Consider the following 22,722-nt stretch of genomic DNA (forward strand, 5'->3'; position numbering starts at 1 on the left):
TTAGTGCGGTCGTCAATTATAATATCAACATTCACAATTTTATTTCCGCAGAACATAATGTGCTGCCAGTCGATGAAAGGAAAATGCTCGGTCATCCAATCGTACTTATCAATCAATGAATTTCGGAACTCCATCGCCGCCGAAACAATATAAACATCATATTTCTCTTGTAAGGCCTTAATTACGCGTTGACTATCTTCGATAACTTCAAGATCTCGGAAAAAACCAGGTTCATTTATATATTCGAACCATTTCTGGTTAATCTCTTGCGGGACATGGTGATAGATTTCGTTTCCGGCATCAATTTTTAAATCTAAAGGAACGTTAAAATCCCGGTTATATAGTTTAATAAATTTTCCAAGGGCATCGGCAATTACCTCGTCCATATCAATCGCAATTCTTTCCATTTGTACCTGCAAATATTTCGGCGCAAATATCCTGAAAACAAAGAAATTAAACTATGTTTTTAATTTACAGTATTTTAGTTATCTTTGCAGCCCCGCAGCATGAAGCTCCGGGAACTATGTTGAATACATAAATACAAAAAGAAATGGCAACTAAAATCAGATTGCAAAGATTCGGTAAAAAAGGAAAACCTTTTTTCCACGTTGTGGTAGCAGATTCTCGCTCTCCACGTGATGGTAAATTTATTGAGCGTTTAGGTTCTTACAACCCAAACACCAATCCTGCAACCATCGAAATTAACTTCGAAAAAACTTTAGCTTGGGTTAACAGTGGTGCACAACCAACTGATACTGCTCGTGCCATCCTTTCTTACAAAGGTGTTTTGTACAAAAAACACTTAGAAGGTGGTGTTAAAAAAGGAGCTTTAACTCAAGAACAGGCAGATGAAAAATTTGCAGCTTGGTTAGATGCTAAAGCAGGTAAAATTTCTGGTAAATCAGAAGGTTTAGCTACTTCTAAAGCGGATGCGCGTAAAGCGGCATTAGCAGCAGAAGCTAAGAAAAAAGAAGATAAAGCAGCAGCTATCGCAGCTAAAAATGCACCAGTTGCAGAAGAAGTTGTTGAAGAAGAGGTTACTGAAGAAGCACCAGCTGTTGAAGCTGAAGCAACTGAAGAGGCTCCTGCAGCAGAAGCTACTAAAGAAGAAGGAGCAGAATAATTTTAATTATTTTGTCTCATAAAATAGCGTTCCGAATTTCGGAACGCTATTTTTTTAACTAAAAATGTCATCCTGAGGCACGAAGGATCTGTCCCATCATTAGCAGATCCTTCGTGCCTCAGGATGACAAATACAATTATATGAAACACGAAGAAGCATTTTATATTGGTTACGTTACTAAAACGAGGGGTTTAAAGGGAGAAGTTCAGGTATTTTTCGAATTTGACGAGTACGAACAGCTCGAATTTGATGTGGTATTTGCCGATATGAATGGTAAGCTTGTTCCCTATTTTGTGGCTTCGGCAAAACTGCAGGCCAATAAAACAGGCTATTTTAACTTTGATGATGCTGATCATATTGATAAAGTGCAGCCGCTATTAAAAAAGAAATTATACCTGCCCCTATCGCAAATGCCCGAACGCGAAGAAGGAGAATTTTTCTATACCGATTTTAAAGGCTATTTAGCAATAGATGAAACCTTGGGCGAATTGGGCGAGATTTTGGAAGTAAACGAATATCCGCAACAATTTGTGGCTACAGTGATATATAAAGAAACCGAAATCCTGTTCCCGTTAAATGAAGATTTTATTGTAGAATACGACGAGGATGAAAAAACATTAAACCTCGATCTGCCAGAGGGTTTACTAGATATTTATCTGGAAAACTAAAAATCAAAAACATTTACGTGTTTTACTATTGCTAAGCCTGTTTTGTAAAAAAAGCAATCTTTTAATAAAATATTCTAGATATATTAAAATACTTAATTCAGGTTTCCAGGCGGACAATCAGTACGATCGAATCAGGAAGTGTGTTCCTTTAACCGTATTGGCGCTAAAAATGGCCCGGGTTTTTGATAAGCCTGTTGAGGAAATATTTGAACTGGAGGAGGGCGATTAACAGATAATGTTTTTTAAGAAAAAATTGTTAATTTGGATCTCATACTAACCAAAATTAACATGCTCAAAAGAATATCAAAAATTGCAGTAATTTTCCTTACAGCGCTAACCATCTTTTCTTGTAAAACCGTACAACAGGCTAATTTAAAAGAAATCAAACCATTTGTTGGCATCTGGAACGATACTACTAACCCAGGAAGTAAGATTGTTTTTAAAGCGGATGGAAGTTTTTACAATATCGCCAATGAAGGTGGTGTACAGATCATCACGCATAGCGGTACATTTAAAATTTTGTCAAACAACATGTATGTGCTAAATATTTCGGATGCAAGGGCCGATGCTACTTACGATCTTAAAGGCAGGCAATATGCAAACTATTACACCTTAAGTAATGACAAAAAAACAATGAAAGTAAGCGGTGTTGTTGACGGACGGAACGGTAGAAAGCCGTTGCAATGGGCGAGCGATCTGATAAAGGTTAATACGCTGGATTAATATTTACCACAATGAATTTCTATAAGAGCCAAAATTGATACTGAGTATAGCAAAATTCTCCTTCAGGCTATAGACTTCAGACTAAAGGCTTACCTTTGCACCATGCGTTTCGATATTATAACAGTTTTACCCGCTTTATTAGAAAGTCCGTTTGCTCATTCTATTTTGCAACGTGCACAAAAAAAAGGCATAGCCGAAATTGTTGTGCATAACCTGAGGGATTATGCAACCAACAAACAGAAAAGTGTTGATGATTACCAATATGGCGGAGGGAGCGGTATGGTAATGAGTATTGAGCCTTTTGCGGCCTGTATCGAAAAGCTTCAGTCAGAAAGAGAATATGATGAAATTATTTTCATGAGTCCCGATGGTGTTACTTTAAACCAGAGCACGGCCAATGAATTATCTATTAAAAAGAATATCATTATTTTGTGTGGACACTACAAAGGCATAGATCAGCGTATACGCGATATCTTTGTTACCAGGGAGATATCAGTTGGTGATTATGTTTTAAGCGGTGGCGAGCTTCCTGCAGCGATTGTGGTAGATGCTGTTGTGCGTTTAATCCCGGGTGTTTTAAATGATGAAACTTCTGCCCTATCTGATAGTTTTCAGGGAGAACTGCTTGATGCTCCTGTTTATACCCGCCCGGCAGACTGGCGTGGACATAAAGTGCCCGATGTTTTATTAAGCGGTCATGAAGCTAAGGTGAACGAATGGAGGCATGAACAAGCATTGGAGCGAACTAAAATCCGCCGTCCTGACCTTTTAGAATAAAATTTCCTTGTAAATTATAAAGGTAAATTCTATTTTAGGAGAAACGCTTCTAGTTCCTGATAATATGCCCAAACAGATCGTTATTTGTGATGACCATTTACTTTTTTTAAACGGCATTTCCGAATTGCTTAAAAATACCGGGAAGAACTACGGCATTTTTAAATTCAGCGATGTACATTCTTGCCGAAACCATTTAATGCATAACATTGCTGATGTTTTCATCTGTGATTTAAATATTAACCACTTTGATGGATTTGTATTGATCGAAGAACTCAGATCCCAACTAAAAAACACCAAAATAATTGTTCTCACTGCTTATTACGAAGATTTTCTGATTCAAAAAGCAAAGAAACTAGGTGTGAATGCTTTCCTGAAAAAGGAAACACCTGCCGAAGAGCTTATCAGTATTATCGAATCAAATAAAGACACAACGTTTTATACCAATAAGAGTTATAAAAAAGGCGAGAGTGTGTATAGTGCCATTGATGGTTCAATTGTCAATAAATTCCGGATATCCAGACAGGAAAAAGAGATTATTAAATTAATTATCAAAGGATTAACCAGTAAGGAAATTGCTGAAGTCCTATTTATCAGCATAACAACCGTAACAACCCATCGGAAGAACATCCACCGGAAGTTGGAAATCAATAACAGCAGTTCGCTCATTAAGTTTGCTCATGAGAATAATCTACTTGATTAGCTTTCTGCTATTCCCGCTACTCTCTTGTGCACAAATCACAAACAAATCAATATCTGTAATATCCAGCTACGCTGTAGACCAAAATTCATCGTGGACGAGCGGGATACTCCAACAACAAAAATTTCATCCGTTTAAGCAGAATAGCAAGGTTAATATCGGCTACAACAAAGATGCGGCGGTATGGTGCAGATTTATTGTGAAAAATATAAACACTTCACAAAGTACTAAAACATGGTTGTGTTTTAACAACAACCATATCGATAGCCTTAGCCTTTATGATGGTAGATTAATTAAAACCATTGGCGATAGAACGGTTGGCCAGAGTCCGTTTATTGAAACCCTGGCATTTGAGCTTAATCTGCAACCAGGGGAAGAAAAATTACTTTGGGTACGGGTTAAAAAAGAGACTTCCTTTTTAGATTTTTCTTATAGTTTGGAAGATCAAGCTTATTTAGAAAGCAAATCATCTCAAAAAACAGCATTGACATCTTTTTTTATCGGTATGGTGTTTTTGCTGCTCATGATCAATGGGATATTGTTTTTCATGACTAAAAACAAGTTATACGGATATTACATTGGCTATTCTATATTAACGGTGTTTTACACAGCAATTACAACCAATTTCGCCAAGCACGTTTTATTTCCCGAGTTTAGGTTTTTTAGCGAGGGCCGGGTTTACACTGGAGCACTTTGGTATATTGCCCTGAGTATTTTTCTTGGATATTTTTTAAAGTTAAAAGAAAACCAGCCCGTTAAGCATAAGTTAATCATAGTGCTTGGTGGCATAAACTTTTTGTTGATTTTAATCTCTATTTCCTTATTGGTGTTTTATAAGGGTTTTGAATTTCGTTACTTTTTTGTGTTAGGCTACATCATATTCCTGGCTTCTATCGTCGTACTTTTCTGGGCGGCATTAACGCATCTAAAAATTGAAAAAACCCAGGCTATTTATGCGCTTCTTGCCTTTGCTCCGCAGTTTGTATGGGGTGGGTGCTTAATTTTAAAGACCTTTGAAATTATTCCAAAATCACTGAGCGATAATTGGATGTTGTTTATCGGTCTTTATGAAGTGTTTTTGTTCGGCTACGTTTTATCAAGAAATTACATCGATATTTTTTTGAAGAACAACGAGCTGATGCAACAGGTTATTTTCGAAAAAGAAAGCTCATTGAGGGCCATTAGTGAGGTTCAGCTACGTGAGCGGAGAAACATCGCTAACATTATTCATGATAATGTAGGGAGCAAGATTGCGCATATTATTCATCTTTTTGACATGAAGAATGCCGAGCTTGCCAAGCAAACAATTAACGAACTGGCTGAGGATATCAGAGAGATCTCTCATAAAATTCTGCCGAAAGCACTTGATGAAGGCGCTTTGATATCTAGTTTACAAAGCCAGATCTCAAGTCTGAACGCAGGTTTGACGGACGCGAAAATTGAGCTTTTCTGTTACGATTTTCCTGATAAAATTGATGAAAAATGGATTTACGATTTATATCTTATCGCACTGGAAGTTATAAACAATGCCATTAAGCATGGTAGCGCTGAGTTAATCACCATCGAACTTTATAAATATCCCAAAAATTACCATTTTCAATTTACGGATGATGGGCTCGGCTTCGATCTGCAGAAAACAAGCAGGGGCTTTGGGCTCGAAAACATCGAAAAGAGAGTAAATTACTACAAAGGTAATTTCGAAATCAGTAGTGTTAGAAACGAAGGCACTATTATTCAGATCAACATCCCATCCAATCGCTAGTCTTTAACTTTTTCATTAATTCTGTATATGTAAATATACCCTTTATTGGGTATTTCTGCCCGGGTATCTTTAGCATACTTTAGCTTAATAAAAGCAATACACCCTTTAAATTAATGGAAATGAAACAATTACTTACGGCAGTACTAAGTGTGCTGGCTATTACGGGTTATGCACAAGACTTAAGTCCAAAAAAGAACGAAAGTGGAAAATACGGATTTGTAGACAAGGCGGGAAAAGAAGTGATCCCTTTTAAATACGAAAAGACCGGATACAGCTTCCACGAGGGATTAATTGCGGTTAAACTAGATGGGAAATATGGATTTATAGATGAAACAGGAAAGGTAGTTATCCCATTCAAATATGATGATGCCATTTACTTTAAAGATGGTTTTGCACAGGTTGAGCTAAATAAGAAATCGGGTTATATCGATAAAAAGGGTAAGGAAATCACCGCTCTAAAATACGATGTTGCCTTTGATTTTTATGAAGGTATTGCCAAGGTGAGACTAGACGAGAAATATGGTTTTATTGATGTTACGGGCAGAGAAATCACTCCTTTAAAGTACGAAGACGGAAATAACTTTAAAAATGGTTATGCAAGTGTGAAACTAAAAAACAAATGGGGTTTTATCGATAAAACGGGCAAAGAATTTACAAAGTTTAAATACGACTATGCAAAAGATTTTAATGATGGGGTTGCTCCTGTTGAAAAGAATAAACTCTATGGCGCCATTGATCAAAACGGAAAAGAAATCATCCCTTTCAAGTATAGGTTCATTGCTGATTTTGAGGATGGTTTAGCTAAAGTTGGACTTAATGGAAGAGAGGGCTTTATAAACAGAACAGGCGAAGAAGTTATACCGATTAAATACGATGCGGTTGGTAGCTTTGAGAATGGAGTGGCCAGGTTTAGATTAAACGGCAGATGGGGAGCGATGGATAAAACAGGTAAAGAAATTACACGATAAATAAACATAGACATGAAAAAATTAACAGTATTGTTTTTTTTGCTTTATGGCTTTTTTGCCTTTGGTCAGGAGACTTACGAGAACAAAAAATTAGCCCTTATTAACGATATTTTTTATAAAACCACAAGGCAAAACATCAACTCCTTTATGAAGGATAAAGGTTTTGAAAAAGGAGACGTTGAAGAAGGGGAAGGTGATGTTAAAGAAATATTGGCCTTCGACTCCAAATTTGACATGATGGAGGTGTCTTACGCGAAAAGTGGTAAAATTTCGACTATAGTTTGCATTTTTTCAGGTGCGATTAATGTGGCATTTATCGATATGGAGCTAAAAAATAAAGGATATACAGCTAAAGTTGTTAAACAATCTATAGATGGGCAGCCGGTTAATAAAAATATCTGGAGCAAATCCGGAACGAAGTACAATTTTGTTACCTATGCCGATGAAAAGGAAAAAATTGGCGTTTTAGGCTATGGCGTGTATTAGGACTGGTCGTTAAAACCCTGGCCTGCTTAATTAATAAAAATGAAACTCAAAGGCGCAGAAAAACAGTTCTGGTGGCATTTTGGACATATTACCGAAGCTAAAAATATCCCTACAGAACTGCCTGGTTTTGCCAGTATCGATTCGATGGTTGATGATGAGTATTTAGCCATGCTTTTTGCAAAAGTTTCGGTTATGGGGAGTATTTATTTAAAAGAAACGAGAGTGACCGATGAAGGGGTGAAATTGATCAGCAATGTTAGGCAACTTAAAGATTTAACCCTGATGAAGCATGAAAATATTACTAAAGCGTGTTTGCCTTATCTGAACAAACTGACCGATCTGGAATACCTCGATATCTGGAGGACTAAAATTCGCTTAGAAGATATAACGGTTTTAAAAGATTTAAAAAACCTTAAAGAACTGTATATATCGCCTCAAGACGAAGGGATGGAAGAAAGTCAGGATACCATTTTAGAAAAGATAATAAAAGCGGAGGAAACCTTGCCTAATTGTATTATTCACACTTGATACCATCAATAGGTAAATATTTTACCTCAGGATATTAAACACTAAATTCGCCATATATTAGGGAATAAGTGCTCTCCTGATCTTTTGGAATAGAAGCATTTAACACAATCGAATGTGGAATTCATAAAGAATGTGGAAAAAATTAAAATAGGTTTTTTTTTCTCAAAAAAAATCCCTAATATTGCAATCCGATTTTCACGGGATGAAATATCGATTTAATAGCTTAAAATCATGGATTTAGTAAAATTTGTTGAAGAGCAGGCCATCGCGAAAAAAGATTTTCCTGCGTTCAAGTCTGGCGATACAGTGAGCGTACACTATAAAATTCGCGAAGGTAATAAGGAACGTATCCAAATTTACCAAGGTGTTGTAATACAACGTAACAGTCACGATTAATTTCGTGGAGGTTTTTTTGTTTGTACCTTTGTTAAATGTTAGATTCTGCTTTTTTCGACCAAGTTTTTTGGGGTAACACCGTAAAAGCCTATTTCCTTTTTGGAGGGATACTTTTTTTAGGCTTAATGTTTAAAAGGATTGTATCAAAACTTTTGAGTAAACTGCTGTTTAAGCTCTTTAGAAACTTCTCTAATCAATCTCACGATGAAGCGTTCGTTGGGCTTTTACTTAAACCGATAGAGGTTTTTATTCTGTTAACCACACTTTATCTATCCATCAACCAGTTAAAACATCCGTTAGAGGTGGCTGTATTCCATTACAGCAAATTAATTGGCAAGGTTAAAGAGTTAATACCTGTAACAATTGGCGATTGTATTGACCGGATATTTTTGTTCGGGATCATCTTGTCTATTTTTTGGATTATTTTAAGGATAATCGACTTCATTAGCCATGTGCTTCTTTATAAAGCTTCGCTTACAGATAATAAGGCCGACGATCAACTGGTGCCCTTTTTAAAAGAGCTGTTTAAAACGATCGTAATCTTTATCGGTTTTTTTACTCTTCTGGGTTTTGTTTTCGAGGTTAATGTATTAACGCTGATTACAGGATTGGGTATCGGTGGTATTGCCATTGCTTTGGCTGCTAAAGAGAGCTTAGAAAACCTAATAGGTTCATTCACCATTTTTTTAGATAAACCTTTTACCGTTGGCGATCTGGTAAAGGTTGACGGTGTGGAAGGAACGGTTGAAAAAGTAGGTTTTAGGAGCACAAGGATCAGAACTTCTGAAAAAACGATGGCTACCATACCTAATAGGGGTATGATTGATGGTGTTTTAGAAAACCTTTCGCTCAGGAATTCGCGCAAGGTCTCTTTTATTATCGGGCTTACTTACGAAACCAATTCGGAGTCACTTAGAAAAATTATTACCGAGATAGAAAGTTACATCAATAATCATCAAGGTACCAGTGATGATGGAAATGCTTCCTTTAAGAGCTTCGGCGATTCGGGTTTAAATGTAGAGGTTAACTATTTTGTAACCGTGCTAAATTATGCCGAATTCCTTAAAATCAGACAAGAGATCAACCTTGAAATTATGGATATCGTTATCCGTAATAAGTCGGATTTTGCCTACCCTACACAACGATTAATCAGCGACAGGCCAGCTCCGGCAGGTAATAATGACGAGGTAGGTAATGATACTATGGATTAAGTGATTACGTACCCGATGATCGTCATGCTGAATTTATTTTACAAGTAGAAATAGTATTTTCAATTGCCTTGTAGCTACTACGTGGTCAGCATCTTTTCCTGCAGAATAGACCCTGAAATGTATTCAGGGTGACGACTAAATTAAAATATATATAGAATATCTTAAAGGGATATAAATCAACACCAAAATATTTGTAAATGAACAAAGAAGCCGACTTAGTATAAACTAAATCGGCTTTTATTATAAATTGTATTGTTCTTTTAGCTTAAAGTAGCTAGTGTAGTGATGCCGCCTTTTACAACCTGGTTAAGTTCTACGTTCACTTTTGTGCCTATGGGTAAAAACACATCAACCCTCGAGCCGAATTTGATGAAACCAAATTGCTCAGCCTGTACTACCTGATCGCCTTCTTTAACATACCATACAATTCTGCGGGCTAAAGCACCAGCAATTTGACGGAACAATACAGGGGTGCCATTTTTATGCTCTACAACAGTTGTAGTACGTTCATTCTCCGTTGATGATTTTGGATTCCACGCAGCAAGGTATTTTCCTGGATGATATTTGAAGAACTTTACCACTCCAGAAATTGGATTACGGTTAATGTGAACATTTATTGGCGACATAAAAATCGAAACCTGTAAACGTTTATCTTTAAAATATTCTCCTTCTTCTGTTTCTTCAATTACCACTACTTTGCCATCTGCCGGGCAGATAACCAGGTTTTCGCCCGAAGAAAAGCTGCGGCTCGGGTTTCGGAAAAACTGTAGTACAATAATAAATAATGCAGCTGAAAAGATATAAATGAACCAGCGCAACCAGGTTATATCGTGATATTTATAATCAACTACCGCATTGATTACGAAGATAAACAATATGCTTAAGGCAATGGTAGTGTAGCCTTCTTTATGTATGGTCATTGTTTTAGAAATTATTGGGCAAAGGTGCGAAAAATAAATTAATACAATCTAAAAATTATGCCTCGGTTGCTCTGTAAATATCAGTCAGGTTTCTACCAAGACCATTATAATCTAATCCGTAACCCACAACAAATTCGTTAGGTATTTCAAAACCAACGTATTCCAATTCTTCAATTTCATATTTTAAAGCACTTGGTTTAAGCAAAAGAGAAGCTACTTTAATTGAAGCAGGATTTTTTTCTTTTATCGTTTTTAAAATATGCATTAAGGTTAAGCCTGTATCAACAATATCTTCCACAATGATTATATCTCTGCCTTCGATGTTATCAGGCAGTCCGATTAATTCTTTTACATTTCCCGAACTTGCTGTACCTTCGTATGAGGCCACACGCATAAAAGCAACTTCGCAGGGTACGTTTATTTCCTTGATTAGATCGGCCATAAACAAAAAACTACCATTTAATACACCAATAAATAGCGGGCATTTGGCCTCGTAATCAACATTGATCTGGATGCCCAGTAAACGGATCCGTTTGTTTAAGGTATCGTTCTCTAAAAATATCTCGAACGCTTTATCCTCTACTTTTATTTTGTGCATGTTACTGTTGAAAGGTTATTGTTGTTTAATTGTATGAATCGGTTAATCGTGGGTTTTAACTAAGAACTGTAAACTACCAATTGCAAACTCGGTCATGGTTAATTGTTTAAATCTGCTAATCATCTCTAAACCCCAAACTAATTTTGGTTAATTGTTTAATCATTTGGCTCACTGGTAACTGCCGACTGGCAACTGCAAACTGATTACTACTGAGTCTTTTCCAATTCCTTTTGCCGTCTTCGTTCTTCCCTACGCTCCTGCCTTAATTGTTTTTTGGTTTTAGTGGTATCGGCTGGCGTGGTTATCTGTTTACTTGAGGTATCTTTTTTAGATCCGCCACCAAAAAGGCGTTCGAAGAAGCTTTTATTTTTGTCGTGTACAATTACAACCGGTAAGCCGTCTCCATCATCATCAAATGCTGTAGTATCAATAACAGCCGTGTCAGGGGCTAAATACTGGCGGAGCCCCTCTCTTAAACGTACGTTATAGAAACCATACCCAGAAGTATCGCTCGGCACTAAACCCCTTCTTGCCATAATATTTCCCATAAACCTAAAATAGTTGAACATGTAAGGTTTCAAGCTACCATCAGCCATGAATTTATACATCGATGCCTTTGGTTTAGGAACAATACTCGCCAGGAACAATCCATCACCGATGGTTAAATCAGCAGGTTGTTTTCCAAAATAATAGCGCGAAGCCTCACCTATTCCATAAATATTCTGGCCTAGTTCCATAATGTTGAAATACACTTCGAGCATCCGTTGTTTGCTTACCAGGTGGTTATGCTCAATAAGCCAAACAATTAATATCTCCTCGGCTTTACGGGCCAAGGTTTTTTGACGGCTTAAATAAACATTTTTAACCAGCTGCATACTGATGGTACTGCCACCGCGTTTAAATTTCTTTTCTTTAAAGTTTACGGCGATTGATTTACGGATCGATTCTTCAACAAAGCCGTTGTGCGTAAAAAATGACGGATCTTCTGCTGTTAAAACTGCATTGATAAAGTTTTTCGAAATTGACGATAAAGGTGTAAAATTTGGGTTTGATGGGCCTATGGTAATATCGCGCATTGGTTTGCCATACTCATAAGGGGTATAAACAAATGGGCTGTTGATTTTTTGCAGATTGGTTTTACCCCATTGTACAATTTTGAAATCAACGGGTGTTAAGGTAGAGCTAAAGCGCACGCTGTCTGGTACTTTAGTGTCTAAATAAAAATTTAGGTTATATTTCACCTTGCCCTGTACTTTTAATCCTTCCAGCGATTCGAACAGGCCTTGTGGAAAAGCATCTAAAACCCCTTGTGCATCCTGTTCTTCGGCATTTAGCTTTAACTCATATATTTTGTTCTTTCCTAAAGTATATTTAACAAAAGGATGGATCTGTGCATTTTTTAGGTATGCTGTTGAGGTGCTGTCTAAGGCAATGAAATTAGGCCCAACTAAAATATCGGCATCCAGTTTTGCACTTTGTACAATGATGTCGTTCGAAGCAATGCGTGGCTGATTAATCAGCATGTTTTTTACCGACCAGGAGCCAGAAATTTTATAATCGTCGCCGCTGTATTTTGCATTTTTAAGCTCGGTTTGTAAGGTATCAAAACTGATTTTTGCGTGTAGCTTATTGTTTAAGTAAGGTAATTCCAGTTTTTTTCCATCAGCATAAGCGGTAAAGCTCAATTCTTTGCTGCCTGGGTTTACATAACCGTTTACATGCCAGGTAGATTCGTTATTGTTTACATCAATGGTTGATTTTAAATCGCCGCCATCAATTGTAGCCGTTGTTGCAAAAGTCAACTTGGCTGTATCGTGGTCATTTAATTTAAAGATCATGTTCTTCACATCCATATCGTCAGGGATTTTGTATAAACCATTTTTTTAAGAAGTGCTTCCCTTTTGCTATAGGCTACCGCACCCAATGCAATACAAACAACTAAAAAAACACCTAAAATCCAGGCTCCGATTTTTAAATATTTTTTGGGGATCTTAATTTTTGGTATTCGCATATAGTCGTTAAAATGGTTAATTGCTTAAACGTAACAATTAAATGTTTATTTCGTGTTAAAATTACAGTTAAAAAGCCTAAATAAAAGTATTTGTGGCTATGTTTTGTTAATTTTGAATTTAAATTAATACCATGCAGATTAGCCCGCAACAAGTTTTAGATGCGCTTAAAAATGTTGAAGATCCCGATCTTAAAAAAGATCTGGTTACTTTAAACATGATTAAAGATTTACAGATAACAGATAACCAGGTCAATTTTACATTGGAGCTTACTACGCCGGCATGCCCGATGAAAGAAATGCTGAAAAACGCCTGTACAAATGCCATCAAGCATTTTGTATCGCCAACGGCAGAGGTAATCATCAATGTAACTTCGAGGGTTACCCAACCAAGCAATTCATCATCGTTAGATAACATCAAAAATATCATTTTGGTTTCATCTGGAAAAGGAGGCGTTGGTAAATCTACCGTAGCAAGTAACCTGGCAGTTGTATTGGCTAAAGATGGTGCCAAAGTTGGCCTTATCGATGCCGATATTTATGGGCCATCGGTACCCACCATGTTCGATCTGGTTGATGCGAAGCCAGGCGCTGAAGAAACAGCCGATGGTAAAACCAAAATTTTGCCGATCGAAAAATACGGGATTAAATTATTATCGTTGGGCTTTTTTGCAGATCCGGGGCAACCAGTGCCATGGCGCGGACCAATGGCATCAAACGCAGTAAAACAATTGTTTAACGATACCAACTGGGGGGAACTGGATTATCTGATCGTAGATCTTCCGCCGGGAACGGGCGATATCCACATCACCATTACGCAGAGTTTCCCAATTTCGGGAGCGGTTGTGGTTACGACACCTCAACAGGTTGCTTTGGCCGATACGCACAAAGGTTTGGCTATGTTCAGAATGCCGGGAATTAATATCCCAATTTTAGGCGTTATTGAAAACATGTCGTATTTTACACCAGCAGAATTGCCGGAGAATAAATATTATATCTTCGGAAAAGGTGGCGGTACCGAACTTGCCGCACGTTTTGATGTGCCATTTTYAGGCGAAATTCCGATCATACAAAGCATTTCGGAAGCTGGAGATAAAGGGAAACCGGTAGCACTAAACCAGAACCCTCTGCTTGATGTTATATTTGGAGATATTGCAAGTAAAATTGCTCAACAGATATCCATCAACAATGCGCAAATGGTGAATTGCTAAAAAATTACTATTTTTATAAATTAAAATATATATAATGAATTTAACAGAACAAGTAGAACAGGCATTGGAAACTATCAGGCCGTATTTAAAGGCTGATGGAGGTGATGTTTCTGTTGAAGAAATTACATCTGAAGGAACAGTAAAGCTTAAGCTTTTAGGCAACTGCGGTTCTTGCCCGATGAGTTTCATGACTATGAAATCTGGTATCGAACAAGCCATTATGAAAGCTGTTCCTCAGATCACTTCGGTAGTTGCCGTTAACATGGCCGAGCAAGATTAAGCTTTAACACTATTTAACAAGGAAGTTTTATTAATAAAATTACTTTTGTCTTAATGAGATATTGTGTTGCCCTAATTTGCCTTATTTTTTCTGTTACCGCTTTTGCACAACAAAAGCCGGCACAGGATAAACTTATCCAATTTTCAGGGATTATTACCGATATCGATAGCTCAAATGTGATTCCTTATGTTACCATCACCAATCTTTCTGCAAAGAGTAAAAGGGTTGGTGCTGATTATAGAGGATATTTTACCTTCATTGTTAATCCTGGTGATACCATCTTGTTTACGGCCATTGGTTATAAGAAGTTTTCTACTGTAATTCCTGAAGGCACACCTGATAGCAAATACACCATTATGGTTAAATTGAAGGCTAATGTGATCGATTTACCATCGGTGCGTGTTTTTCCATGGGCAACAACAGAAGAATTTACCCGCGAGTTTTTATCAATGAAACTGGCGGATGATGATATGGCCATAGCCAAAAAGAACCTTTCGCGCTCCTCAATTGATGGTTTAATTCAAACCTTGCCACGTGACGGACAGGAAATAGGCAGCCAAAACTATCGGTATAATTTTGATAGGATGATCAATAAAAACATGGTACAAACCAATCCCCTACTTAATCCTTTCGCCTGGGGTAAGCTGATGCAGCAGATTTTTGATGGGGATAAGAGTAGGACGAATTAGTCTGGAGTCTTAAGTTCGGAGTCCTTAGTCTTGGGATGCAGAAGACCAAACGCTATTTAATCATTATCTTATTTATTTTAGTTAGCAGTCATCCTGAATTTATTTCAGGTTTTATGCGGCTATAAAGATCCTGAAATAAATTCAGGATGACGACCGAGAGTAATTAATACTGTAGACCTTAAAACAAAAAAGGGAAAACGTTTCCATTTTCCCTCTGATATCTTACATCAAAACTTATCTTTTCTTACTCTTATTCGGAAACTTCATTTTGTAATCTGTTTTGATATTTCCTTTCGAAATCGCATCCAGTTTGCTTTTAAGCATGGTTTYGCGAAGAACACTTACTTTGTCTGTAAATAATTTTCCTTCAATATGATCATATTCATGTTGGATTACGCGTGCAGGCATTCCGTCTACATCTTCAGTATGTTCTACCCAGTTTTCATCAAAATAGGTAATTTTGACATTCGGCTTGCGCATAATGTTTTCACGGATATCAGGAATACTTAAGCAGCCTTCGTTAAAACTCCAGGCCTCTCCCGTTTCTTCCAAAATTTCGGCATTGATAAATACCTTTTTGTAGCCCGGTGTGCCATCTTCATCTTCACCTGTATCAACAATAAACAAACGGATAGGCAAACCAATTTGAGGGGCAGCTAAGCCTACACCATTTGCATAATACATGGTGTCGAACATGTCGCTGATTAATTGTTTTAATCCTGGATAATCTTTATCGATATCGGTTCCTACCTTTTTTAAAACAGGATCACCGTAAGCTACTATTGGTAATTTCATTGTATTATATTTTTTTCAGATCTCAATCTGAGTTTGTTAATTAGTGCAAAATGCTGTCAGTCTGAGCCTGTCGAAGACCCCTAGTTAAGTCCTTCGACAGGCTCAGGATGACAAAACGAAAGATTTTGACTTACAAAAATAAGAATTATTCCTCTATTGGGCAGAAAGTAAAGATATTCAGTTGCTCGATATTTAAAATTTCATCCGTAACTTCTGCCATTTGCTTGGTGGTAACGGCATTTATTTTCTCAAAAACAGTTTCCAGAGAATCGATTTTGTTATGGTCGATCAGGCTTTTGGCCATCGAAATGATTAAACCGATCCTGTTTTCTTCACCCAAAGCAATCTGTCCGATAAATTTGTTTTTGGCTTTTTGTAACTGCAATTCATTTAAAGGATGTTCTCTGAGCTTTTTGATCTCCTTAAAGATTAAAGAGAGTGCTTTGGCCTGCTTTTCTTTATCTGTTCCAAAATAAATGGAAAAAATACCTGTATCGCTTAATGGAGAAAAATTGGACTCAATGGTATAGGCAATCCCATGTTTTTCTCTGATCTGTAGATTTAATACCGAACTCATTCCATTGCCGCCAAAGTAATTATTCAACAGCATTAAAGGCACCTTTTGCAATTGGTGCGTAGAATATGCCTGCCTGCCTAAAATACAGTGTGCCTGCATAATCGGCTTGTAGATAGTTGTATTGTTTTGTGCGATTATACCTGGCTTAACCCTTTCTTTGTTTGGATTATTCTCTTCAACATCAGCAAAATGTTTACTCCCTTTATTTACAACACTATTTAGGGTGTAATTGCCTAAAACGGCTACCACAATTTCGTTTGTGCGGTAATTGGCCTTTATGAAATTGATTACATCCTCCCTGGTAAAATGCTGAACGGATTCGGTTGTGCCCAAAATGTTATTGCCCAGTGCATGCCCAGCGAAAAGCATATCTTCAAAATCATCGTTTATGGCCTCTTCCGGTTGATCTAAATAAGAAGAGATTTCATCCAGGATTACACTTTTTTCTTTATCCATTTCCTCTTCAGGAAAGGTTGAGTGGAACAGAATATCGTTGAAAAGATCTAATGTTCTATCTAAATATGGATTTAAAAAAGAGGCGTGCACGCAGGTGTATTCTTTTGTAGTATAGGCATTTAGATCTGCCCCAACACTCTCCAAACGATTTAATATCTGGTTGGTGCTCCGTTTTTCGGTACGCTTAAAAATCAAATGCTCAATAAAGTGTGCTAAACCCGCTTTGTTTTCAGGCTCATCGCGCGATCCTGTGTTGACGATGATGCATGCGTGAGATATGGCAGAGGCCGAGGGCACATGCAGTAAGCGTATGCCGTTTGGCAAAGTGTGAACATTGTATTCCATTGGGGGGCAAAGATAAGGCTAATTGCTTACAAAGCCTCTGTATCTGGGTATTGCAATTGTAAAGCGGAAATCAATTTATTCTTGGTAGGCCTTTTGAGTATCAAAAAAATAAAATTAGCTGCACCAAATATCAAAAAGAATGAATTATGTGTCATAAAAAAACCAACAATATTGAAAAGAGCACCCCCTTCCAGCATTGCTGAACTAATGATAAACGCACTTTGATACATGTTAATCTTCGTATCGGCAGGAGCTTTTTTGTCGATTTTTGCCATTAAGTTTCTGTAAAAAAAGATGCTCGCCGAGATGGTGATCAAGCCCATAATTGGAAATATTGGGTTAAAAGGCGAAGTGGTTTTAGGGTTGGCATCAAAAAACATGATTTCGCGATTGAGAAAGATGGTTACTAGTGCAAAGAGGAAAACGCCAGCGCATAAAGCAAGGTGGATAATTTGGAGTGTTTTTAGTTTAGTGTTCATTGTGGGATGTAGCTTGATTTAAATTTTAAAAAGGATGTTCGTCATTCCCAACTTGATTGGGAATGACGAACCGAGTAAAAAATTATTTCGTTATCCCCTCCAACGAGAATAGAAACGCCCAGCGTAACGAAACATCTTTTAAATAATCGAAACGGCCTGATGCGCCGCCATGGCCAAATTCCATATTGGTTTTAAGCAATAATACGTTCTTATCAGTTTTAGTTGCCCTTAATTTGGCTACCCATTTAGCTGGTTCGAAATACTGCACCTGGCTATCGTGTAGGCCTGTAGTAACCAACATGTTCGGATAGGCCTTTTTCTCTACATTTTCATATGGAGAATAGCTTTTCATATAATCGTAAGCTGCTTTTTGTTTAGGATTTCCCCACTCGTCAAACTCATTGGTGGTTAATGGAATGCTTTCATCCAACATGGTGTTAATTACATCTACAAAAGGAACATCAGCAATAATACCGTTCCATAAATCGGGAGCCATATTAGCCACAGCGCCCATCAATAAACCACCTGCGCTACCTCCATGTGCATACAAATGGCCTTTTGATGTATATTTCTGATCAACCAGGTACTCGCCCGCTGCAATGAAATCGGTAAAGGTATTTTTCTTTTTCATCAATTTACCGTCTTCGTACCATTGGCGTCCCATTTCCTGTCCACCACGGATGTTGGCAATGGCGAAAACAAAGCCACGGTTTAATAGACTTAATCTTGGCGAAGAGAAGTTTGCATCTGTACTCGATCCATAGGATCCATAAGCGTAAAGCAGCAATGGTGCATGTCCATTCTTTTCAAAGCCTTTTTTGTAAACCAAAGCAATTGGGATTTTTGTGCCATCTTTTGCTGTCGCGAAAACTCGTTCCGTTGCATAATCTTTAGGATCGTAACCACCAACAACTTCCTGCTGTTTCATTAGTTTTTTATCCTTTTTCTCGAGGTCGTAATCGTAAACTGAGTTTGGTGTGGTTAAAGAGGTGTACGAATAACGCAGTGTTTTGCTGTTATATTCTGGATTTGCGCCAACACCGGCAGCGTAAACAGGTTCATCAAACTTGATATAATAATCGCTACCATCCTTCTTCAGTACGCGTAGCTCGGTTAAGCCATTTTTACGTTCTGATAATACCAGATGGTCTTTAAATTCTTCTCCATATTCGAGTAAAACATCTTTGCGGTTTGGAATAACCTCTTTCCAGTTTTCTTTTTCTGTTTTATCCAGAGGGCATTGCATCAAACGGAAGTTTTTGGCATTCCAGTTGGTTACGATGTAAAACTTATCATCTACGGTTAAAATATCGTATAAAACATCTTTTGAGCGTGGCGAAAATACTTTAAACGCTGCCTCTGGATGATCGGCATCAATCATTCTATATTCGGTAGTTAATGTTCCCTGCGACGCAATAAAAATAAAACGGCCATTTTTCGATTTCATTACGCCAATATAGTTGCTGTTGTCTTTTTCATCATAAACGACAGTATCTGTTTTAGCATCGGTGCCAAGTGTGTGTTTTTTAATTTTTTCGCTTAATAGTGTAATGGGGTTTTTCGAAGTATAGAAAAGTGTTTTATTATCATTTGCCCATGCTACCCCACCTTCGGTATTGGTAATGGCATCCTTTAACATTTCGCCGGTTTCTAAATTTTTAACATTGATGGTATATTGGCGGCGCGAAACCTGATCTACTCCAAAAGCTAAAAGTTTATTGTCGGGACTAACACTAAATCCGGTTGCGCTGTAATAGGCATGGCCTTTTGCCAGATTATCTACATCTAACAGTATTTCCTCAGCGGCCGATAAGCTCCCTTTTTTACGACAATACTTAAAATATTGCTGTCCGTCTTCGGTTCTGGTGTAATAGAAATATCCATTCTTGAAAACAGGAACAGATTCGTCTTTTTCTTTAATCCTCCCTTTCATTTCTTTAAACAGATCAGCCTGAAATTGATCTGTACTTTTCATCATCGTGTTGAGGTAAGTATTTTCAGCTTTTAAATAATTGACAACTTTTGTACTATCAGGCCCTTTTTTAAAATAATCGATCATCCAATAGTAGTTATCTACCACGGTATCGCCATGTATTGTTCTTTTATGCGGAATAATCTCTGCTATAGGGGCCTTGGCATCGGGCCATTTAATTGCTTTCATTTCTTTCTTTTGAGGGTTGTTACAAGCCGTAATTGCACTGAGCAATATTATGCCTGGTAAGATACGTTTCATAGTGGTTTGAGTTAGGGTGAATGCAATTTAATAATTTAGTTCAATAGTTCATTGGTCATTTGTTCATTGGTAGCGTGGCGGTTAACTGGTTAATTGTTTAAATCGGTTAACTTGTAATAAGCAAGCGGTACTTCTGACCTCCGTCACCAAACTTCGGACTTATAAAATAGTTCATTTGTGATTGGTTAGTGGCATGGAGGTTAATTGTTTAAATCGGTTAATCGACTCCAAACGCCAAACTCCCAACCCCAAACTAATTACCATTTTTGTAAAAAACCATTATGCCCATAGATAATCATCTGAATTAGAAAAATTGATGGTAAATTGCCACATCAAATTGCTTGAAAATAATAATGAAATTAGGGTACAAAAAAATAGTTGTTAAAGTTGGTTCGAATGTAATTACACAGGCGAATGGTTTGCCTGATGAAGCAAGGATTAAACATCTTGTGAATCAACTGGCCGATATAAAAAAACTTGGTATTGAGGTTATTTTGGTTTCTTCGGGTGCGGTAGCATCAGGCAGAAGTTTGATCAAGGTATCTGAAAAACAAGACGCCGTAACTACCCGCCAACTGTTAGCAGCCATTGGTCAGGTTAAACTGATCAATACCTACGCTAATTTTTTTGCAGCACATGAAATTCAATGTGCACAGGTTTTGGTTACCAAAGAAGATTTCCGCGACCGGGCACATTATTTAAACATGAAGAACTGCTTACAGATTTTGCTTCAAAATGAAGTAATCCCTGTGGTGAATGAAAACGATGTAGTTTCGGTTACTGAATTGATGTTTACCGATAATGATGAACTGGCTGGATTAATTGCTTCGATGTTAAATGCCGATGCCTTGATCATCCTGTCGAATGTAAACGGCATCTACAACGGCGATCCGAAAATGGAAGGATCGGCTGTTATTGAGGAAATTAATGGTTCGGTTGCTAATTTGGCCTCTTTTATCCAAACGGGTAAATCGCAATTTGGCCGTGGTGGAATGATTACTAAATCGACCATGGCGCAAAAAGTAGCAAAATTAGGCATAACAGTCCATATTGCCAACGGAACGCAAGATGATGTGCTCACTTCTTTACTAAACAATGAACTGGTGCACACACGCTTTGTTCCCGAAAAAAGTAAATCGGGCAAGAAAAAATGGATTGCCCATTCTGAAACTGCTGCTACGGGCATTGTGAAATTAAACGATGGCGCAAAAACAGTATTAACCTCTGGTAAAGCCACCAGTTTGTTGCCCGTAGGGATTATCGAAATACAAACAGACTTTTTAAAAGGCGATATTATTAAAATTATTGACGAAAAAAACAATCTCATAGGGCTCGGGATAGCAGAATATGGATCAGATAAAGCCAGAGAACGTATCGGACAGAAGAAACAAAAAGCGCTGGTACATTACGATTATTTTTACTCGGCTATTTAAAGGTTTAACCACAAAGGGCACAGAGAAAATCACGGAGAGACACAGAGTTAAGCAAATTCTCTCTTTTTCCTCTGTGTAAAACTCGGTGGCCTCTGTGGTAGAAAAAGGACAAAATGGATTACAAACAATACTTCGAAAAAGTAAGGCAGGCAAGTCGTACCTTGGTTAGCCTGAGCAAAGAAACAACAGATGCAGTTCTAACAGATCTGGCTGCGGCTTTAGTGGCCAATACTGAATTAATTCTTGCTGAAAATGTAAAAGATTTGGCAAAAATGCCCATCGAAGATCCAAAATACGACAGACTGAAGTTGAGTGCAGCACGTATTGCTGACATTGCGAATGATCTTAAAAATGTTGCTGGCTTAAGCAGTCCGTTGGGTAAAATTCTCTCAGATAAAACGCTGGAAAATCAGCTTCATATACAAAAAGTTAGTGTGCCTTTAGGTGTTGTAGGTGTGATTTACGAAGCGCGCCCAAATGTTACTGCTGATGTATTTTCACTCTGTTTTAAAACCGGAAACGTTGCTGTGCTTAAAGGAGGCAGTGATGCTGAATTTTCGAATCTGGCTATTGCAAAGGTGATACACGAGGTTTTGGATAAGCATAAAATCAATCGAAATGTTTTAACCCTATTGCCAGCCGAAAGAGCTGCAACCGAAGCTTTATTGAATGCAAGAGGTTTTGTAGATGTGCTGATTCCAAGAGGAAGTCAATCGTTAATTAATTACGTTCGCGAAAACAGTAAAATCCCCGTTATTGAAACCGGAGCTGGGATTGTACATACTTATTTTGACGAGACGGGCGATCTAGAGAAAGGCAAAGCAATTATTTTTAATGCAAAAACCAGAAGGGTAAGTGTTTGTAATTCGCTTGACTGTGTATTAGTTAATCAAAATCGGCTTAATGATTTGGCTGCGCTTTTATCTCCCCTAGCTGATGGCGATGTTGAGTTATATGCTGATGAAAAAAGTTTTGAGCTATTAAAAGCTTCTTATCCTGAGCAATTGTTAAATCAGGCTAAACCTGAACATTTTGGTACAGAGTTCTTATCTTTAAAGCTAGCTGTTAAAGTAGTGGCTGATTTAGCTGAAGCTTTGAACCACATTGCCGATTATAGCTCTAAACATAGCGAAGCCATTATTTCTGAAGATGCCGCTAATATTGCCCAATTTTTAAACGAAGTAGATGCCGCTGCGGTTTATGCCAATGCCTCTACCGGATTTACGGATGGTGCACAGTTTGGCCTTGGCGCTGAAATTGGTATCAGCACACAAAAACTCCATGCCCGCGGACCAATGGGGCTGGAAGAATTAACCAGTTATAAGTGGGTGGTAAGAGGTGACGGACAAGTGAGAAAGT

General features: G+C 37.7%; 23 protein-coding genes and 1 pseudogene. 16 read left to right on the plus strand and 8 right to left on the minus strand.

The genetic code is table 11. The features are described from left to right. The coding region (locus AC1DND_RS09035) for a 5' nucleotidase, NT5C type (protein WP_477580948.1) at nt 1-407 on the minus strand (407 nt) is incomplete at its 3' end. A 143-nt stretch (nt 408-550) separates the two neighbouring features. On the opposite strand from AC1DND_RS09035, the gene AC1DND_RS09040 reads away from it, so the two are divergent. The 11 genes and pseudogenes from AC1DND_RS09040 to AC1DND_RS09090 all read left to right on the plus strand — a co-directional run bounded on the left by AC1DND_RS09040 (nt 551) and on the right by AC1DND_RS09090 (nt 9,339). After that, nucleotides 551-1,123: a 30S ribosomal protein S16 gene (locus AC1DND_RS09040; RefSeq protein ID WP_029274896.1), complete on the plus strand. Its 573-nt coding sequence runs from the start codon at nt 551-553 to the stop codon at nt 1,121-1,123. A gap of 140 nt (nt 1,124-1,263) precedes the next feature. Continuing rightward, nucleotides 1,264-1,791, plus strand: a complete 528-nt coding sequence (rimM, locus tag AC1DND_RS09045) for a ribosome maturation factor RimM (RefSeq protein ID WP_477580951.1) — start codon at nt 1,264-1,266, stop codon at nt 1,789-1,791. A gap of 288 nt (nt 1,792-2,079) precedes the next feature. Continuing rightward, a complete protein-coding gene (locus AC1DND_RS09050) occupies nt 2,080-2,514 on the plus strand; it encodes a hypothetical protein (RefSeq protein ID WP_477580953.1) in 435 nt (144 codons plus the stop codon). Between the two features lie 102 nt (nt 2,515-2,616). Continuing rightward, a complete protein-coding gene (trmD, locus tag AC1DND_RS09055; RefSeq protein WP_477580954.1) occupies nt 2,617-3,291 on the plus strand; it encodes a tRNA (guanosine(37)-N1)-methyltransferase TrmD in 675 nt (224 codons plus the stop codon). 64 nt (nt 3,292-3,355) lie between these two features. Beyond that, nucleotides 3,356-3,991, plus strand: a complete 636-nt coding sequence (locus AC1DND_RS09060; protein WP_215165259.1) for a response regulator — start codon at nt 3,356-3,358, stop codon at nt 3,989-3,991. Further along, the gene (locus tag AC1DND_RS09065; RefSeq protein WP_477580956.1) at nt 3,969-5,750 is read left to right on the plus strand and encodes a sensor histidine kinase; all 1,782 of its coding nucleotides are present in this window, start codon (nt 3,969-3,971) and stop codon (nt 5,748-5,750) included. The genes AC1DND_RS09060 and AC1DND_RS09065 overlap by 23 nt, the downstream gene beginning before the upstream one ends. A 119-nt stretch (nt 5,751-5,869) precedes the next feature. Next, on the plus strand, nt 5,870-6,718 hold the full coding sequence (locus tag AC1DND_RS09070) for a WG repeat-containing protein (RefSeq protein ID WP_477580958.1): 849 nt from the start codon (nt 5,870-5,872) through the stop codon (nt 6,716-6,718). A gap of 12 nt (nt 6,719-6,730) precedes the next feature. Continuing rightward, a complete protein-coding gene (locus AC1DND_RS09075; RefSeq protein ID WP_477580959.1) occupies nt 6,731-7,204 on the plus strand; it encodes a hypothetical protein in 474 nt (157 codons plus the stop codon). A gap of 39 nt (nt 7,205-7,243) precedes the next feature. Beyond that, nucleotides 7,244-7,732 carry a hypothetical protein gene (locus AC1DND_RS09080; RefSeq protein WP_477580961.1) on the plus strand — a complete coding sequence of 163 codons (489 nt, stop codon included), beginning with the start codon at nt 7,244-7,246 and terminating at the stop codon, nt 7,730-7,732. A 231-nt stretch (nt 7,733-7,963) separates the two neighbouring features. After that, nucleotides 7,964-8,119 (plus strand): annotated as a pseudogene (locus tag AC1DND_RS09085) (50S ribosomal protein L19); the annotation flags it as partial. A gap of 161 nt (nt 8,120-8,280) precedes the next feature. Next, entirely contained in the window at nt 8,281-9,339 is a 1,059-nt protein-coding gene (locus tag AC1DND_RS09090) for a mechanosensitive ion channel family protein (RefSeq protein ID WP_477580963.1), read from the plus strand. A gap of 260 nt (nt 9,340-9,599) precedes the next feature. Here the strand turns inward: AC1DND_RS09090 and AC1DND_RS09095 are convergent, their stop codons facing one another. From AC1DND_RS09095 to AC1DND_RS09105, 3 genes are all read right to left on the minus strand, one after another. Further along, a complete protein-coding gene (locus AC1DND_RS09095; protein WP_215165271.1) occupies nt 9,600-10,259 on the minus strand; it encodes a phosphatidylserine decarboxylase family protein in 660 nt (219 codons plus the stop codon). A 55-nt stretch (nt 10,260-10,314) separates the two neighbouring features. Continuing rightward, nucleotides 10,315-10,857, minus strand: coding sequence for a hypoxanthine phosphoribosyltransferase (hpt, locus tag AC1DND_RS09100; protein ID WP_477580966.1), 543 nt, complete (start codon nt 10,855-10,857; stop codon nt 10,315-10,317). A 206-nt stretch (nt 10,858-11,063) separates the two neighbouring features. Beyond that, complete coding sequence (locus AC1DND_RS09105; protein WP_477580968.1) at nt 11,064-12,710, minus strand: biosynthetic peptidoglycan transglycosylase; 1,647 nt, start codon at nt 12,708-12,710, stop codon at nt 11,064-11,066. Between the two features lie 289 nt (nt 12,711-12,999). On the opposite strand from AC1DND_RS09105, the gene AC1DND_RS09110 reads away from it, so the two are divergent. The 3 genes from AC1DND_RS09110 to AC1DND_RS09120 are packed head-to-tail and all read left to right on the plus strand — an operon-like array spanning nt 13,000 to nt 15,045. Beyond that, nucleotides 13,000-14,076 (plus strand): Mrp/NBP35 family ATP-binding protein, encoded by a 1,077-nt coding sequence (locus tag AC1DND_RS09110; RefSeq protein WP_477580970.1) that lies wholly within the window; start codon nt 13,000-13,002, stop codon nt 14,074-14,076. A 34-nt stretch (nt 14,077-14,110) separates the two neighbouring features. After that, on the plus strand, nt 14,111-14,356 hold the full coding sequence (locus tag AC1DND_RS09115; RefSeq protein ID WP_029274884.1) for a NifU family protein: 246 nt from the start codon (nt 14,111-14,113) through the stop codon (nt 14,354-14,356). Between the two features lie 53 nt (nt 14,357-14,409). Further along, nucleotides 14,410-15,045 (plus strand): peptidase associated/transthyretin-like domain-containing protein, encoded by a 636-nt coding sequence (locus tag AC1DND_RS09120; protein WP_215165279.1) that lies wholly within the window; start codon nt 14,410-14,412, stop codon nt 15,043-15,045. A gap of 234 nt (nt 15,046-15,279) precedes the next feature. Here AC1DND_RS09120 and def read toward each other — a convergent pair whose 3' ends face one another. From def to AC1DND_RS09140, 4 genes are all read right to left on the minus strand, one after another. After that, entirely contained in the window at nt 15,280-15,840 is a 561-nt protein-coding gene (def, locus tag AC1DND_RS09125) for a peptide deformylase (protein WP_477580973.1), read from the minus strand. 145 nt (nt 15,841-15,985) lie between these two features. Further along, on the minus strand, nt 15,986-17,218 hold the full coding sequence (locus AC1DND_RS09130; protein WP_477580974.1) for a M16 family metallopeptidase: 1,233 nt from the start codon (nt 17,216-17,218) through the stop codon (nt 15,986-15,988). A gap of 26 nt (nt 17,219-17,244) precedes the next feature. Further along, nucleotides 17,245-17,598 (minus strand): hypothetical protein, encoded by a 354-nt coding sequence (locus tag AC1DND_RS09135; protein WP_477580976.1) that lies wholly within the window; start codon nt 17,596-17,598, stop codon nt 17,245-17,247. Nucleotides 17,599-17,779: 181 nt separating this feature from the next. Then, nucleotides 17,780-19,930 carry a S9 family peptidase gene (locus AC1DND_RS09140; protein WP_477580977.1) on the minus strand — a complete coding sequence of 717 codons (2,151 nt, stop codon included), beginning with the start codon at nt 19,928-19,930 and terminating at the stop codon, nt 17,780-17,782. 353 nt (nt 19,931-20,283) lie between these two features. On the opposite strand from AC1DND_RS09140, the gene proB reads away from it, so the two are divergent. Both proB and AC1DND_RS09150 read left to right on the plus strand, forming a co-directional pair. Further along, complete coding sequence (gene proB / locus AC1DND_RS09145; protein ID WP_477580979.1) at nt 20,284-21,363, plus strand: glutamate 5-kinase; 1,080 nt, start codon at nt 20,284-20,286, stop codon at nt 21,361-21,363. A 113-nt stretch (nt 21,364-21,476) separates the two neighbouring features. Beyond that, nucleotides 21,477-22,722: glutamate-5-semialdehyde dehydrogenase (locus tag AC1DND_RS09150; protein ID WP_477580981.1), on the plus strand; the 1,246-nt coding region annotated here is incomplete at its 3' end.

This window comes from Pedobacter sp. 01N416 (assembly GCF_056399685.1).